Raw genomic sequence first — 16,032 nt, forward strand, 5'->3', positions numbered from 1 at the left:
CTGGTGCGCCAGGGCGCAACGCTGATCGAGGACGGCTTTTTTCTCACGTCCTACAGCCACTGCTGCATCCTGCTGGCGCACCGCAACCGCCATTTCGTCGAAGTGCAGCCGGAAATGCTGCTCGCCATCGATGAACATGGCGACATCGTCGCCGCCAACCGCTGCGCGCGCGAGGTCATCCCCGGGCTGGGCACCCTGCCGCGCCCCGTCGCCGAGGTGCTGGAAGTGCGCGCCGAACGGCTGTTCGATGCGCGCGCGGGACACAATCTGCTGTCCCTGCGCCTGGCGGGCGGAAGCACCTGGCTGCACGCGCGCATACGCGCGCCGCTGCGCCAGGCCAGCGTGCGTGCGCACATCAAGAGCGCCGTCCCCGTGACGCACGCGCCGGCCTGCACGCCGCAGGAGCTGGCCGAGCGCACGCGCATCGTCAACGCCATGAACGCCGCCAAATGGCGCCCGCTGCAGGCGGCCGCCATGCTGGGCGTCTCGCGCGCCACCCTGTACCGGCGCCTCAAGCAGCTGCACATCGTGCCGCCGCACCGCCAGTAAGGCATCCGGCAAGCTGAGATTTCCGTCTCATTCGCCGCCATGCTGCACTGCAGGATGCGACGCCAGAACGCCAGTGTTACAACATCGTCAGCGGCAACACAGCCGCATCCCATCATAAAGTCAGCAGACTTGGAGGAGACACGATGCAAACCGAAATCAACCCGCACGACCTGGCCGTGGCCGGCATCCTGGAGCAGCTCGAAGGTGCCCTGCGCGCCGGCGACGGCACGGCCGCCGCGCAGCTGTTCGAACAGGATGGCTACTGGCGCGACCTGGTGCTGTTTACCTGGAACCTGAAAACCCTGGAAGGCCGCGAGCAGATCGCCGCCATGCTGGCCGCCCAGCTGGGCGCCGTGCAGCCCGTCTCCATCCGCATCGCCGACGGCGAACATGCGGTGGAAGCGGGCGGCGTACTGCAAAGCTGGATCACGGTGGAAACGAAGGTGGCGCGCGGCGTGGGCTTCATCCGCATCCGCGACGGCAAGATCTGGACCCTGCTCACCACCATGAGCGAATTGAGGGGTTTTGAGGAAGCCAAGGGCGGCCGGCGGCCCATGGGCGCCGAACACGGCGCGCGCACCAACCGCAGCAGCTGGCTGGAGCACCGCGAACAGGAAGCCAAAGAACTCGGCTACGCGCGCCAGCCGTATTGCGTCATCATCGGCGGCGGCCAGGGCGGCATCGCGCTGGGTGCGCGTTTGCGCCAGCTCAACGTGCCGACCATCATCATCGAGAAAAACGCCCGCCCGGGCGACAGCTGGCGCAAGCGCTACAAGTCGCTGTGCCTGCACGACCCCGTCTGGTACGACCACATGCCGTACATCCCCTTTCCCGACAACTGGCCCGTCTTTACGCCGAAGGACAAGGTCGGCGACTGGCTGGAAATGTACACCAAGGTGATGGAACTGAACTACTGGGGTTCGACGTCATGCGAGTCGGCCAGCTTCGACGAGGCCACGGGCGAGTGGATGGTGCAGGTGCTGCGCGACGGCCAGCCCGTCACCCTGAAGCCGCAGCAGCTGGTGCTGGCCACGGGCATGTCGGGCAAGGCGAACATGCCGAAGTTCAAAGGCATGGACGTGTTCCAGGGCGAGCAGCAGCACTCGTCGCAGCATCCGGGGCCGGACGCGTATGCCGGCAAGAAGGTGGTGGTCATCGGCGCGAACAATTCCGCGCACGATATCTGCGCCGCCCTGTGGGAAGCGGGCGTGGATGTGACCATGGTGCAGCGCTCGTCGACGCACATCGTCAAGTCCGATTCCTTGATGGACCTGGCCTTGGGCGACCTGTATTCGGAACGGGCGCTGGCGGCCGGCATGACCACAAACAAGGCCGACCTGACGTTCGCCTCGATCCCCTATAAAATCCTGGCCGACTTCCAGAAACCCGTCTTCCAGGCCATCCGCGAGCGCGATGCGGATTTTTATGCGCGCCTGGAAGAACGGGGCTTCATGCTCGATTTCGGCGACGACGATTCCGGCCTGTTCATGAAATACCTGCGCCGCGGCTCTGGCTACTACATCGACGTGGGTGCCTCCGAGCTGGTCGCCGACGGCAAGATCAAGCTGAAAAGCGGCGTCGGCGTGCAGGAGCTGAAAAACCATTCCATCGTGCTGTCGGACGGCACGGAACTGCCGGCCGACCTGGTGGTGTACGCCACCGGCTACGGCTCCATGAATGGCTGGGCGGCTGACCTGATCTCGCCCGAGGTGGCGAATAAAGTGGGCAAGGTGTGGGGCCTCGGCTCCGCCACGACGAAGGACCCCGGACCGTGGGAGGGCGAACAGCGCAATATGTGGAAACCCACGCAGCAGCAAGCGCTGTGGTTCACCACGGTGGTAACCTGCACCAGTCGCGCCACTATTCCCAGTACCTGTCGCTGCAGCTGAAGGCGCGCATGGAAGGCTTGAACACGCCCGTGTACGGGCAGCAGGCGGTGCATCACCTGGCGTGATGGCAGAGGCAAGCAGATAAAAAAATGGCGGCGGACCGAAGTCCGCCGCCATTTTTACGTCATGCAGCCAACGATTACTGTTTGATGGCTTCGATGGCAAACGTCAAAGTGACATCATCGCTGACGGCTGGCGCATATTTGCCGGCGTTGAATTCCGAGCGCTTGATCTTGGCCGTGGCGTTGGCGCCGCAAGCGTCTTTTTTCAGCATCGGGTGCGGTGCGCAGGTGAACGAGGTGACGGTCAGGGTCACTGGCTTGGTCACGCCTTTCAGGGTCAGGTTACCTTCCACGGAGGCCAGCTTGTCGCCGTCGAAATTGAACTTGGTCGACTTGTAGGTGGCGACCGGGTACTTGGCCGTGTCGAGGAAGTCTTCACCCTGGATGTGCGAGTTGAACAGGGTCGAACCCGTATCGACGGATTTGGTGTCGATCAGCACTTCGACGGCGCCCGTCTTTGCGGCGCGGTCCAGCGTGACCTTGCCGGTGGTGTTATTGAAACGGCTTTGCTGCGTCGAGAAGCCCATGTGGGTGTACTCGAAACGGGGGAAAGTGTGGCTGCCATCGATGACATAGACTTCAGGAGCGGCAACGGCGGACAGCGAGAAGCCGGCGGCGGCGATAAAAGCGAGCAGTTTTTTCATTGTAGGTTCCTGGCAGAAAGTGGAGGATGTCAAAACCGCAAGCAGCTGCAGGCGAATGACGGCTGCGGCTGATTGTCTGGCTTCAGTTGCAACAGATTATGCATGGCATGAAGATCGATGTAAAACGGAAAATATACCTAGTTAGTATCGATAAAATCGATAATACAGGGTAATCATGTCCGCGACAGCGCCTTCTGCTGCCGATTATTGTCTGCATTGCCAAAAATATCCAGCGTTATCCGGCACCTCAAAAAGACATCAGATGAGAATGATTCTTGTTATTATTTGATGGGCTTGCTATCATGGCGCGCTTTGATCACGGGGACATGCGCGGTGCTTGAACGCTATTACCAGGAATTGCTGCGCCTGATTTCGCGCTCCACCGGATGCCGCGACAAGGCACAGGACGTGGTGCAGGAAGCCTACGCCCGCCTCCTGGCGCGCAAGCCGCTCGGCGACGCGCCTACCCTGCAAGGAGGCGCCCGCGCCCTGCATGGCGATACGCCTCCCGACAGCGGCCAGCGCGCCCTGCTGTACGTCACGGCGAAAAACATCGCCATCGATGAACAGCGCTTGCGCCAGAGACGGCCCCATGACGCGCTCGACGAGCCGCACCTGCAACTGCGCGCGCCGCGTGCCGATGAACCCGAGCAACGGCTGCACGACCGGCAAACCATGGAACGCCTGCTGGCCATCATCGAGGCCTTGCCGCCTCGCTGCCGCCAGGCTTTCGCGCTGTACAAGTTCGATGGCCTGAGCCAGATCGAGATCGCCGCCCAGATGGGTATCTCCGTCAACATGGTGGAAAAACACATCATCAACGGCATGCTCGCCTGTAAAAAAGGCTTGCCCGAGCGGGATACGCTATGAAACAGCACATGACATCACAAGACACGACGGCCGACGACATCGACTTCCTGGCGGCGCAATGGCTGCTGCGCCACGACGCGGGCCTGGCCGTGCACGAACTGGCGGCATGGCGGCAATGGCTGGCAGCGGACACGCGCCACCAGCAGGCCTGGGAGGCGCTGGCCCGCACCGATGCGCTGCTGGCCAGTCTGCCGGCGCAGCGCGTGGCGGCCTTCAGCCAACCCGCCCCGGCGGCGGGCACGCCGTCATCGCTGCTGCAGCGGCTGCGCCAGGCGGCCTCCTTCCCGCCGCGCGGCGCGCTGGCCGGCGGCTGCCTGCTGCTGTGCGGCCTGCTGGCCTGGCCGCTGGCCGGCCATCTGCAGCGCCCCGGCTTCCAGCACGATTACAGCACGGCGCGCGGCCAGTTCGCCACGCAAGTCCTGCCCGACGGCAGCCGCATCGAACTCGATAGCGGCAGCGCCGTCGACGTGGCCCTGTACCGCGACCGGCGCAGCGTGCGCCTGCTGCGCGGCCAGGCCATGTTCCATGTCCACGCCGACCCTGCGCGTCCGTTCCAGGTCATCGCGGGAGCGGCCACGGCGACGGTACTGGGCACGCATTTTTCAGTGCGCCACGTGGGCGCCACGACACAGGTCAGCGTGGCGCAAGGCACGGTGCGCGTGGAAAGCGAAGCCGGCGCGCATGCCGAAGTGCTGCGGGCGGGCGACACGGTCACCGTCACGCCGCACGGCGTGAATGCGCTGGCCAGGGTCAACGCGCAAGCGGTGGGCAACTGGCGTGCCGGGCGCCTCGATTTCGAGGACGCCACCCTGGCCGAGGCGCTGGCCGAATTCGAGCGCTATGGCGATTCAGGCCTCGTGCTAGACGACCCGGCCCTGGCCGGCCTGCGCCTGAACGGCAGCTTCGACGCCAAGCTGCCGGCGCAATTTGCCGCCGCCCTGCCGCTGGCCTTGCCCGTGCGCCTGCTGCGCCAGGACAGCAAGCTGCATATCGTCGCCCGCTGATGCGTCCCCATGTCGCGAAATAAAATGCATCCGCACGTCAGGGTAAATGATACTCATTCGTTTTAACTATGAAGGATCACCACATCACCATAGGAAAAACATGCATATGACTCCACCGCGCCATCCCTTGCACGCCCGCCTGTCCCCCCTCTTCCTGGCCATCGGCCTGGCCTTCGCCACGCCCGCCGTGCATGCCGCCGCCGCGCCGGCGGCGCAGGTGGAATGGCACATCCCCGCACAGCCACTGAACCGCGCGCTGAACGAACTGGCGCGCCAGGCCGGCATGGTGCTGCTGGCCGACGCGCGCCTGACGCAGGGACGGCAAAGCGCGCCGCTGCAAGGCCGGCATTCGCTGCCCGAGGCGCTGCGCCAGCTGCTGGCCGGCAGCGGCCTGCAGGCGCAGCTGCAAGGCGGCACGACCATCATCATCAGCGCGCCTGCGCCTGTCTCTGCCGGCGCGGTGCAGATCGGCACCCTGCGCGTGACTGGCCAAGGCGGCAGCGGCACGTTCGAGGCGGACGACGCGGATCCGGCCGACCTGCCCTACGTCACGTCCGCATCGTCCGCCTACATCGGGCGCGAGCAGATCGAACGCTTCCGCGGCACGTCGCCGGCCGATATCTTCAAGGGCGTGGCCGGCGTGCAGGTGGGCGACAGCCGCAACAGCGGCGCCGTCGACGTCAATGTGCGCGGCATGCAGGGCCAGGGCCGCGTGCCCGTGCTGATCGACGGCAGCCTGCAATCGTCCACCGTCTACCGCGGTTACGCGGGTATCGCCGACCGCAGCTACATCGACCCTGACCTGATCAGCGCCATCCGCATCGACAAGGGCCCGAACCTGTCGGCGCAAGGCGCGGGCGCCATCGGCGGCATGGTCAGCATGCAGACCCTGCGACCGGAAGACATCCTGCGACCGGGCCAGCGCACGGGCGTGCGCCTGCGCGGCGGCATCCAGGACAACAGCGTCCCGGCGCCCGCCGATTTCGGCAGCACGCCGCGCACGCAGCGCAACAAGCTGGGCGACCCGCGCAGCGGTTTTGGCAGCATCGCCGTGGCCACGCGCCAGGACGACTACGACCTGGTGGCCGCCATCAGCCAGCGCAGCATCGGCAATTATTTTGCCGGCACGCGCGGCTTCGAACGCTATCAAATGCTCAACGAATGGGGCGACGACAATGGCGTGACGCAGTTCTTCAAGAAAGGCGACGAAGTGCTGAACACGGCCAACCGCACCACTTCGGCCCTGCTGAAGGCCAACCTGCGCCTGCCGCACGCGCAGAAGCTGGAGCTGGGCTACCGCTATTTCGACAGCAGCTATGGCGAAATCATGCCCTCGCAAATCTACCGCAACAGCACCGGCAGCATCCCGCAATGGGACCCCAGCCAGGTGCGCACCAACGCGCTGACGGCGCGCTACGAGTGGAAGCCGGAAGGCCAGAACCTGATCGACCTGAAGGCCAACCTGTGGCTGACGGACATGCAGAGCAAGTCGCGCAACGGCGACATCTTCAGCAATCCGCTGGAAGGCAAGACCAATCCGGGCGACCACGAATGCAAGGAATGCGTGGAAGTACTGTACCTGGCGAAGAACCAGGCGCGCAGGGCCGGCGCCGACCTGACGAATATCTCGCGCCTCGCCACCGGCATGGGCCCACTCAAGCTCGATTACGGCCTGTCCTTGCAAAATGAAGATATCGGCCCGGCCGACAGCGTGCGCATCCTCGACGACGACCTGAACGCCAATCACACCCTGCGCAACGGCAAGCGCCACGAGCAAAGCGTGTTCGCCTCGCTGCAGTGGCAGGCGCGCGACTGGCTGAGTGTCGAGGCCGGCGGGCGCTTCCAGCGCTTCGATACGCGCGACCGCAACCGCCGCGCGGAACAGCAATACCAGCCGCAAGGCTGGCAATGGGTCACCATGTGGGACAAGGACGGCGATCAGCTCGGCGCAGCGAAGTGGTACCAGGATGCGCAGGGCCGGTTCACGCCCGCCACCAATCCCGCGCTGGTGGGCGGCATGGTGGAAAACTACGGCGCCGAGCCGGCGCCGCTGGACGTCTCGCAGGTCGCCGACTGGAGCGGCAATGATTATGTCTTCCGCGACGCCATCCCCGGCCTGTTCAGCTACAGCAAGCCGATCCGCCGCAAGGACCACGGTTTTGCGCCCACGTTTGCGCTGACGGCGCGCCTGTCCGACAGCGTCAGCCTGTTCCTGCGCGATGCGCGCGGCCTGCGCATGCCCAGCCTGTATGAGTCGACAATGGGCTTCTCGGCCACGTATTCGTCGCCCTTGAATGCCGAGCGCAGCCACAACCGCGAGATCGGCGTGAGCCTGGTCAAGGATGGCGTATGGAGCGCCGCCGACAAGCTGCGCCTGCGCGTGGCGTATTTCGACAACGTCACCCACGGCTACATCACGCGCCGTCCGATTCCCGACTTGCCGGCCTACGCGCAGAATTTCTCGATGGCGAATACGGACAAATACAGCGTCTCGGGCATCGAACTGCAGTCGTCCTATGACCGGGGGAGCGTGTTTGCCGACTTTTCCGGCACCTGGAACCGCAAGACCCTGATCTGCGACGCGGCCACGGCGGCCTATTTGCGCAAGGCCAGCAAGTGGCCATCGGATATCTGGAACACGCCCGACTGCTCGCCCATCGGCTTTAGCAGCTCCTACGTGAGCAACCATATCCAGCCCAAGCTGAGCGCCAACCTGACCCTGGGCACGCGCTGGCTGCAGGAAAAACTCACCGTCGGCACGCGCCTGACGCACGTCGGCCATCCGCTGGCGCGCCAGGACGACAAGGCCGTGTGGCAGTCGTGGACAGGCACCTCGCCGCAGGTGCTGACGCAGGCGTACACCCTGGCCGACCTGTTCGCCAGCTACAAGATCACGCCCAACGCCACCGTCGACGTGGCAGTGGACAACCTGACGGACCGCTACTACCTCGATCCGCTGACCCTGAGCCTGATGCCGGGACCGGGCCGCACGGCGCGCGTCACGCTGGGCCTTCGTTTCTGATTTGATTCATCCTTATAATAGAGAGCAGATATTCCATGCATGCAGCAAGCGACACCACCAGCACCTTGAACGCCGTTCCGATTAACGCGGCCCCGACCCGCAGCCAGCGCCTGAAAGCCGACACCATGGCCACCCACGAATTGCTGGACCAGCGCATCATGGCCAGCGCGCCGTTTTCCAGCCGCGACAATTACGCGCGCTTCCTGCAGGCACAGTACGCGTTCCTGCGCGACGTCGACGCGCTGTACGACAACGCGCAGCTGGCCGCCCTGCTGCCGGACCTGGAACAGCGCCGCCGCTACGCCAGCATCGCGGCCGACCTGCGCGACCTGGGCACCGCCCTGCCGGCCGATGCGGCCACGCCGCCGTTCGACGCGCAGCTGGACCTGGCCACGGCGCTGGGCTGGCTGTACGTGAGCGAAGGCTCGAAGCTGGGCGCGGCCATCCTGTATAAACTGGCCGGCAAGATCGGCCTCGATGAACACCACGGCGCGCGCCACCTGGCCGGCCACCCGGACGGGCGCGCGCGCCACTGGCGCGAGTTTACGTCGGTGCTCGATACGGCCGCCCTCGATGACGCCGGCGAAGCGCGCGTGATCGACGGCGCGCGCGCCGCCTTTTTGCGCATGCACGGCCACGTGGAGGCTTGCGCCTGATGGAGGAACCAGTGACCCGGGCAAGCGCGGAAGCGCACACGGCACGGCTGCGCCGCTGGGCCTGGACGGCCGCCGGCATGCTGATGGTGGCACTGGGCGTGATCGGCGCCCTGCTGCCCGTCATGCCGACGACGATCTTCCTGATCCTGGCGCTGGCCTGCTTCAGCCGCGCCTCGCCGCGCCTGGAACACTGGCTGCTGCACCACCCGCGCTTTGGCGCGCCGCTGCGCCAGTGGCGCGAACACCGCGCCGTGTCGCGGCGCGGCAAGATCCTCGCTTGCCTGGGCATGGCCATCGGCTTTGTCGCCATGTGCCTCGGCCATCCGCCGTGGTGGATCATCGTCCTCGTGGCAACGCTGGAAATTGCCGTCATCATTTACCTGCTGCGCCGCCCGGAGGGGCCGGCGCCGGCGCCAGAAAAGACGCCGCCGCCGGACTGGCACAAGCCGCTGACCATCGCCACGGTCTTCGCCATGCATGGCGCCCTGCTGGGATGGGCCGTGTACCACCGCGCGCCAGCGGCGCCCGTGCTGGCCATCGCGCCCGACTCCACCCAGCCGGCCATGCTGCTGTTCCTGCCGGCCGCCGCCCCGCCCCGCCCTTTGGAGCAGAATCTTGCTGAACAGGTCAGCGCGGCCGCCTCGCCATCGCGCGCCATTGCCAAAAAGGCAGCGCCGGCAATCAAACAAATTGTGCTGCCGCAGCCGGATGCCGCGCCCATGCCGCCGCAAGCCGAGGCCATCGCGGCCGTCGCCGACGTGCGTCCTGCCCCCGTCACGCCGGCACCGGCGGCCACGGCGTCCGTCGCGGCGGCGCCGCCCTCGCCTGCCCTGCCGCCCGCGCCACAGGAGCTGCGCAGCGGCGTATCGAGCTGGGAAGGCAAGGTTTTGGCGCGCATGGAGCGCTTCCGCCGCTATCCGACGGCGTCGCGCGCGAAGCAGGAACAGGGCGTGGTGTATCTGCGCTGCAGCATCGACCGCGATGGCCAGGTGCTGGCAGCCGCCATCGAGCGCAGTTCCGGTTCCCCGGCGCTGGATCAGGCCGCGCTCGACACTTTGCAACGGGCGGCGCCACTGCCGCGCATTCCCAAGGAACGGCCGGACCCGCTGGAATTATCGATTCCCGTCGAATTTTCCATCGGCTGAACACGAAAAAACCGCGTTTACTCTCGCCAAACACCCATATAGACATTATTTGCATATTCAAAGCAAGATTCTGTCGTAGGAGTAATAACACGATCGGAGGTATACTACGCAACCGACGTAGCAGGCTGGGCGATTTGGCCCCTGCAAACAAGCCTGTCACGGTCCAATAAAAAAGGAAACACTGCATGACCACACCACACCGTACGCCGGTGATTCGCATCGATGGCGCGAACAAGACCTTCGCGCTGCCCAAGGGCGAACAATTCCACGCGGTCAAATCGGTCACGCTGGAAGTCTATCCCGGTGATATTTTCGGCCTGATCGGCAAGAGCGGCGCCGGCAAATCGACCTTGCTGCGCCTGATTAACCTGCTCGAGCGCCCCGACAGCGGCACCATTACCGTGGCCGGACGCGAACTGACGCGCCTGGGCAAGAGCGAACTGCGCGACGCGCGCCAGAACATCGGCATGATTTTCCAGCAATTCAATCTGCTGCAAAACGCCAGCGTGTTCGACAACGTCGCCTTCCCCCTGAAAATCCATGGCACGACCAAGGGCGAGCAGATCGCCGCCCGCGTCGAGGAATGCCTGGCGCTCGTCGGCCTGTCCGACAAGCTGCACAGCTATCCGGCGCAATTGTCCGGCGGGCAGAAGCAGCGCGTGGCGATTGCCCGCGCCCTGGCCAGCCACCCGGACGTGCTGCTGTGCGACGAGCCGACGTCCGCGCTGGACGCGGAAACGACGCGCGCCCTGCTCGACACCTTGCGCGACATCAATGCGCGCCTCGGCGTGACCATCGTCATCGTCAGCCATGAGCTGTCGGTGCTCGGTGCCATCTGCAACCGGGTCGCCGTCGTGGAAAACGGCGCCATCGCCGAACAATTTGACCTGAGCGACACAGCCACCCCGCGCAAGACTGCGCTGGGACGCGAGCTGGCTTACTACGGCACCGAGGCGTTTGAAGCCACCGCATGGAAGGATGCATCACATGTTTGAAGAATCGATCAATAACGTCATCAACCTGCTGCCGGAAAAATCTGGGTGGCGCTGGGCCAGACCATGACCATGCTGGGCATCGGCTTGACGGCCGCCATCCTGATCGGCGGCCCGCTGGGCATTTTGCTGTTCCTCGTCTCGGAAGGCCAGTCGCTGGAAAACCGTCCGCTGTCGACGATCCTCGGCTGGCTGGTGAATACCGTGCGCAGCTTCCCCTTCATCATCCTGCTGGTCGCCCTGACGCCGTTTACGCGCATCATCGCGGGCACCTCGATCGGCCCGCTGGCGGCCAGCGTGCCGCTGTCGTTCGCCGCCATTCCCTACCTGGCGCGCCTGGTGGAACAGAACCTGCGCGAAGTGCCGCGCGGCGTGATCGAGGCGGCGCACGCCATGGGCGCCTCGGAAATGCAGATCATCTTCCGCGTGCTGCTGGTGGAAGCGCGCTCCGGCCTGGTGCTGGCCCTGACCGTGCTGTCGATCAGCTTCCTGTCGTATTCGGCCGTGGCCGGCGTGGTGGGCGGAGGCGGCATCGGCGACCTGGCCATCCGCTACTACGGCTACTACCGCTTCGAGACGGACATCATGGTCGCCACCGTCGCCATCCTGATCGTGCTGGTGCAAACCATCCAGTTCGCCGGCACGCGCATCGCCAAGCGCCTCGACAAACGTTAATTTATATTCAGAAACAAGGACCTACATGAACCACATTCGCCGCACCCTGCTGCTGGCCGCCGCCAGCCTGACCCTCGCCACCGCCGCCCACGCCAAGGACCCGAAGGAAATCGTCATCGGCACCAGCTCCGGCCCGTATTCGGACCAGCTGAAGCTGGGCATCAAGCCCATCCTGGAAAAACAGGGCTACAAGGTCAAGATCGTCGAATTCAACGACTACGTGCAGCCGAACTACGCGCTGGCCGAAGGCTCGCTGGACGCCAACGTGTTCCAGCACATCGTGTATCTGACCAAGTTCGCCACCGATAACAAGCTGCCACTGAGCGCATTGATCACCGTGCCGACCATGCCGATCGGCCTGTACGGCGGCAAGCAGAAAACCCTGGCGGAAGTCAAGAACGGTGCCACCATCACCATGCCGAACGACCCGACCAACCAGGCGCGCGCGCTGGTGATGCTGGCCAAGATGGGCTGGATCAAGCTGAAACCGAACGTCGATCCGCTGCGCGCGTCCGAGCGCGACGTGCTGGAAAATCCAAAAAAACTGAAACTGGTGCCGCTGGAAGCGGCGCAGCTGCCACGTTCGCTGGCGGACGCCGACTACGCCTTTGTGAACGGTAACTTCGCGCTGGCCGCCGGCATGAAGCTGACGTCGGCCCTTAGCGTGGAAAAGATCTCGGACAGCTACATCAACCTGGTCGCCATCCGCACGGCCGACAAGGCCAAGCCATGGGTGAAGGACCTGGAAGCGGCCTACCGCTCACGCGCCTTCCTCGACGCGACGAACAAATACCTGGCCGGCTACGAAAAGACGGACTACCAGCTGGCGCTGGAAAAGACGCTGAAAAAATAAACGGCGTGCACCAAACGTAAAAAGGACGGCCAAGGCCGTCCTTTTTTATTGTCCGCGCCGTGCGGACGCTGTCATGCCATGCTTAGAAGCGGTAGCCGACGCCTACGCCGATCAGGACAGGGTCGATCTTGACTTCGCTGGCCTTGGCCGCACCGACGAAGACGTCGCTGCGGATCTGTACTTTCTTGATGTCGAAGTTCAGCGACCAGTTTTTATCCAGTTTGTAATCGACACCGGCTTGCAGCGAGAAGCCCCAGCTGTCGTGTTCCAGGCGGCCGGCGCCGTCCAGCAGTTTCACGCTCGAAATATTCGTGTAGTTCACGCCTGCACCCACATATGGGCTGAACTGTTTTTCCGGCATGAAGTGGTATTGCAGCGACAGGGTCGGCGGCAGATGCTTGAACGTGCCGATATCTTTGCCACCCAGGGTGACGTCATGCTTTTGCGGATACGTCAGGATCAGCTCGGCAGCGATATTGGGGGTAAAGAAATACGAAATATCGATTTCAGGAATCGTCTTGCTGCTGACGTGTATCGTGTCCGATGCGCCAGCGCCCAAGACCGGCGTGGATTTATTGGCCGGATCGATATGCACGGCACGCGCACGCACCAGCCATGGGCTTTCCTGCGCCATTGCATTGCCGGCGAATGCGCCGATGGCGGCCAAAACGATTGCTGCTGCAGTTGCGGACTTCTTCATTCTAGTTCCCTCTTTTTGTCGTTAAGTAACGCAGCGAAGTCTAAGAGTGCAGTGCAACAAAAACTTTGATCCACATCAAATAGTGCTAGATGGCATCAAAAGAGGGATTTTTTTCTTTGCCCAGGTCAAGAAAATGCGGCATTGCAAAATCAAGCCGCCTCGGCAAACAGGCCGGCGACCCAGTCGGCAAACACGCGCACGCGCGGCGACAATTGCCGGTGATGGGGATACAGCACGGACACGGGCAAGGGGTCGGGCCGCAGGTGCGCCAGTACTTCCACCAGCTCCCCGGCCGCCAGCGCCCGCTCCAGGTGGTAGCGGGGCGCCTGGATCAGGCCCAGGCCCGCGCGGCAGCAGGCGTGATACGCGTCCGCGTTATTGACGGACACGGTGCCCGGCAAGGCCACGCTGTGGCGCTGGCCGTCCACCTTGAAATCGAAGGGCCAGACCTTGCCCGTCCGGGCGGAAAAGAAATTCACGGCGCGGTGGCCCGCCAGCTGCGCCAGGGTCTCGGGCGTGCCGTGCGCGGCCAGGTAGGCGGGGCTGGCGCACGTCATTTGCTCCAGCAGCGCGACGCGGCGCGCCACCATGGACGAGTCGCCGGGCTCTCCCACGCGCAGCACGCAATCGACGCCTTCGCGCACCAGGTCGACGAGGCGGTCGCCCATGCCGATTTCCAGTTCGATCAAGGGATAGCGGGCGCAGAACCGGTCCAGCACGGGCATGACGAAATGCATGGCCAGGGTCGCGTGCAGGTCGATGCGCAGCTTGCCGGCCGGCTGCTGCGCCGCCGAACTGAACACGGCTTCCGTTTCTTCCAGGGTCGGCCAGCAGGCGCGCGCAGCGCTGGTAATACGCCTCGCCATCGGGCGTGGGCGTCACTTGCCGCGTGGTTCGCTGCAGCAGGCGCACGCGCAGCCGCGCTTCGAGCTGCTTGATCGCATGCGTGACGGTCGCCTTCGGGTAGCCGAGGTCATGCGCCGCCTGCGTGAAACTGCGCAGCTCGACGATGCGCGTAAAGATGCGCATCGCATCGAATCGGTCCATGGCTCCTCCATTGTTATTGCCTGTTGCACAGTGTAGCGATACGGGCGCCATTTTTCCATCGTTAACGACAACGCGGGCAGAAGTTGTCCGCCACGCAATCGCCACTTGCGCCGATGTCACTGGATTGCCGCCGGCCCGCGCAGCATACTAACTCCTGCACGCACATGAGAATGGTAATGATTATCATTTGCGATATAATGCAGGTTCACGCTTAAGCGCTCGCTCAGGCGATAATAAAAGGAATGGGAGACATGGATATATTGAGGGAACTGCGTGAATCGGGCTTGAAAGTGACCATCCCCCGCTTGCGGATTCTGCAGCTGTTTCAAGAAGGCGGCATCAAGCACCTGAGTGCGGACGACGTGTATAAACTCTTGCTGGCTGAAAAGATCGACGTGGGCCTGGCCACCATCTACCGCGTGCTGATGCAGTTTGCCGAAGCGGGCATTCTGTTTCGCCGGCACTTCGAATCGGGCCACGCCGTCTTCGAGCTGAACGAAGGCCAGCACCACGACCACCTGGTCTGCACGGGCTGCGGCAAGGTCGATGAATTCGTCGATGAAGGCATCGAGCTGCGCCAGAACGAGATCGCCGCCGAGCGGGGTTTCGTGCTGCACGAGCACGCGCTGTCGCTGTACGGCACCTGCGCCGAGTGCACGGCGAAGAAAATCCCGCCGCGCAAAGCCTCCTGAGGCAGCGCGCAAGGTAGCGCCTGGCAAGCCACCTGCGCTACACTGCGTGCGCCGCAGCTCAACAAGGGACAAGCATGTACATCGGAGAAATCGCCCGCCTGGCGGGCACCTCGCCCAAGGCCCTGCGCCACTATGAAACGCTGGGCTTGCTGGGCGACGTGCGCCGCTCGGGCGCCTACCGCGTCTACACGCAGCAGGACCTGGCGCAAGTCAAACTGATACGCCAGGCGCAGGCGCTGGGCTTCCGCCTGGCCGAACTGCTGCCCCTGCTGGCCGGCGACGAGACCGACTGGGCCGCCCTGTCGCAGCACATCAGCGCCAAGCGCGCGCAAGTGCGGCAGGATATCGCCCGCCTGCGCCAGCTCGATGCGCAATTGGCCGACATCGACGCGGAAATCCGCGACTGCCTGGCGCGCCAGCACCTTCAAGCGGCCGCTTGACTCTGCCACTAAGGGCAGGCTTTAGCATGCAAGCTCTTCTTTAACGGAAAGCCTGCAGCATGAGCAAAATTACACCGAAGCGCATTTTAATTCTCCTCGGCCATCCGTCCAGCGACAGCTTTTGCGCCGCCCTGGCCGAGACCTATGCCGCCACCGCCCGCAGCGCGGGCCATACCGTGCGCGAGCTGCGCCTGGGCCAGCTCGACTTCGACCAGAATCTGCATGAAGGCTACCGCCAGGTGCAGCCGCTGGAGCCGGACTTGCTGGCCGCGCAGGAAGCCATCAGCTGGGCCGAACACCTGGTGTTCGCCTACCCGATCTGGTGGGGCGGCGCGCCGGCCCTGCTGAAGGGCTTTGTCGACCGTATCTTCCTGCCCGGCTTTGCCTTCAAGTATCGCCCCGGCAAGGCTTTCCCGGCGCAGCTGCTGAAGGGCCGCACGGCGCAGCTGCTGGTGGCGATGGACACGCCGCCCTGGTATTTCCGCTGGGTCTACCACATGCCCGGCATCCACCAGCTGCGCAAGACGACGCTGGAATTTTGCGGCGTCAAGCCCGTCAGGGTGGCCAGTTTCGGCCCCATGATCGATTCCACCGAAGCGCAGCGCGCGCGCTGGCTGGAACAGGCGCAGGCGCTGGCCCGGCGCCTGTAGGCCCGGCAATGGCTTGCCATGCAGCCATCTTGCATACGGTTTTGACAAGCCGGTAATCAAGCCGTCATATTCCACGGCTACCATGATGGTATTGCCTGTTTGTCAGTCGCCTTGCTCTCGCGACAACAAGGGTCCGATCGTC

General features: G+C 64.3%; 13 protein-coding genes and 3 pseudogenes. 13 read left to right on the forward strand and 3 right to left on the reverse strand.

What is annotated here, in order from left to right:
- The first annotated feature begins 3 nt into the window (after positions 1-3).
- The gene (locus ACQVLG_RS27955) at positions 4-549 is read left to right on the forward strand and encodes a helix-turn-helix domain-containing protein (protein WP_474291985.1); all 546 of its coding nucleotides are present in this window, start codon (positions 4-6) and stop codon (positions 547-549) included.
- 143 nt (positions 550-692) lie between these two features.
- Positions 693-2,503, forward strand: a pseudogene (locus ACQVLG_RS27960) (NAD(P)-binding domain-containing protein).
- 74 nt (positions 2,504-2,577) lie between these two features.
- Here ACQVLG_RS27960 and ACQVLG_RS27965 read toward each other — a convergent pair.
- Positions 2,578-3,144 carry a YceI family protein gene (locus ACQVLG_RS27965; RefSeq protein WP_152282492.1) on the reverse strand — a complete coding sequence of 189 codons (567 nt, stop codon included), beginning with the start codon at positions 3,142-3,144 and terminating at the stop codon, positions 2,578-2,580.
- Between the two features lie 333 nt (positions 3,145-3,477).
- On the opposite strand from ACQVLG_RS27965, the gene ACQVLG_RS27970 reads away from it, so the two are divergent.
- The 8 genes and pseudogenes from ACQVLG_RS27970 to ACQVLG_RS28005 all read left to right on the forward strand — a co-directional run bounded on the left by ACQVLG_RS27970 (position 3,478) and on the right by ACQVLG_RS28005 (position 12,361).
- The gene (locus ACQVLG_RS27970; RefSeq protein WP_230540661.1) at positions 3,478-4,014 is read left to right on the forward strand and encodes an RNA polymerase sigma factor; all 537 of its coding nucleotides are present in this window, start codon (positions 3,478-3,480) and stop codon (positions 4,012-4,014) included.
- 8 nt (positions 4,015-4,022) lie between these two features.
- Entirely contained in the window at positions 4,023-5,018 is a 996-nt protein-coding gene (locus ACQVLG_RS27975) for a FecR family protein (RefSeq protein WP_474291986.1), read from the forward strand.
- 100 nt (positions 5,019-5,118) lie between these two features.
- A complete protein-coding gene (locus tag ACQVLG_RS27980; protein ID WP_474291987.1) occupies positions 5,119-8,040 on the forward strand; it encodes a TonB-dependent receptor in 2,922 nt (973 codons plus the stop codon).
- Between the two features lie 35 nt (positions 8,041-8,075).
- Positions 8,076-8,696 carry a biliverdin-producing heme oxygenase gene (locus ACQVLG_RS27985; RefSeq protein WP_230540658.1) on the forward strand — a complete coding sequence of 207 codons (621 nt, stop codon included), beginning with the start codon at positions 8,076-8,078 and terminating at the stop codon, positions 8,694-8,696.
- Between the two features lie 11 nt (positions 8,697-8,707).
- Complete coding sequence (locus tag ACQVLG_RS27990; protein WP_474291988.1) at positions 8,708-9,841, forward strand: TonB family protein; 1,134 nt, start codon at positions 8,708-8,710, stop codon at positions 9,839-9,841.
- A gap of 185 nt (positions 9,842-10,026) precedes the next feature.
- Positions 10,027-10,836 carry a methionine ABC transporter ATP-binding protein gene (locus tag ACQVLG_RS27995; RefSeq protein ID WP_230540657.1) on the forward strand — a complete coding sequence of 270 codons (810 nt, stop codon included), beginning with the start codon at positions 10,027-10,029 and terminating at the stop codon, positions 10,834-10,836.
- Positions 10,829-11,508: pseudogene (locus ACQVLG_RS28000) on the forward strand (methionine ABC transporter permease). Before ACQVLG_RS27995 ends, ACQVLG_RS28000 begins: the two are co-directional and overlap by 8 nt.
- Positions 11,509-11,533: 25 nt before the next feature.
- Positions 11,534-12,361, forward strand: coding sequence for a MetQ/NlpA family ABC transporter substrate-binding protein (locus ACQVLG_RS28005; protein ID WP_474291989.1), 828 nt, complete (start codon positions 11,534-11,536; stop codon positions 12,359-12,361).
- An 82-nt stretch (positions 12,362-12,443) separates the two neighbouring features.
- Here the strand turns inward: ACQVLG_RS28005 and ACQVLG_RS28010 are convergent, their stop codons facing one another.
- Positions 12,444-13,061: an OmpW/AlkL family protein gene (locus ACQVLG_RS28010; protein WP_077406595.1), complete on the reverse strand. Its 618-nt coding sequence runs from the start codon at positions 13,059-13,061 to the stop codon at positions 12,444-12,446.
- A gap of 149 nt (positions 13,062-13,210) precedes the next feature.
- Positions 13,211-14,108: pseudogene (locus ACQVLG_RS28015) on the reverse strand (LysR family transcriptional regulator).
- A gap of 251 nt (positions 14,109-14,359) precedes the next feature.
- Between ACQVLG_RS28015 and fur the strand changes: the two are divergent.
- The 3 genes from fur (at position 14,360) to ACQVLG_RS28030 (ending at position 15,890) form a co-directional block, all read left to right on the forward strand.
- On the forward strand, positions 14,360-14,800 hold the full coding sequence (fur, locus tag ACQVLG_RS28020) for a ferric iron uptake transcriptional regulator (protein WP_474291990.1): 441 nt from the start codon (positions 14,360-14,362) through the stop codon (positions 14,798-14,800).
- Between the two features lie 74 nt (positions 14,801-14,874).
- The gene (locus ACQVLG_RS28025; RefSeq protein ID WP_474291991.1) at positions 14,875-15,240 is read left to right on the forward strand and encodes a MerR family transcriptional regulator; all 366 of its coding nucleotides are present in this window, start codon (positions 14,875-14,877) and stop codon (positions 15,238-15,240) included.
- A 59-nt stretch (positions 15,241-15,299) separates the two neighbouring features.
- Positions 15,300-15,890 carry an NAD(P)H-dependent oxidoreductase gene (locus ACQVLG_RS28030; RefSeq protein ID WP_474291992.1) on the forward strand — a complete coding sequence of 197 codons (591 nt, stop codon included), beginning with the start codon at positions 15,300-15,302 and terminating at the stop codon, positions 15,888-15,890.
- Positions 15,891-16,032 lie beyond the last annotated feature (142 nt).

Source organism: Janthinobacterium sp. TPC_1, assembly GCF_056037845.1.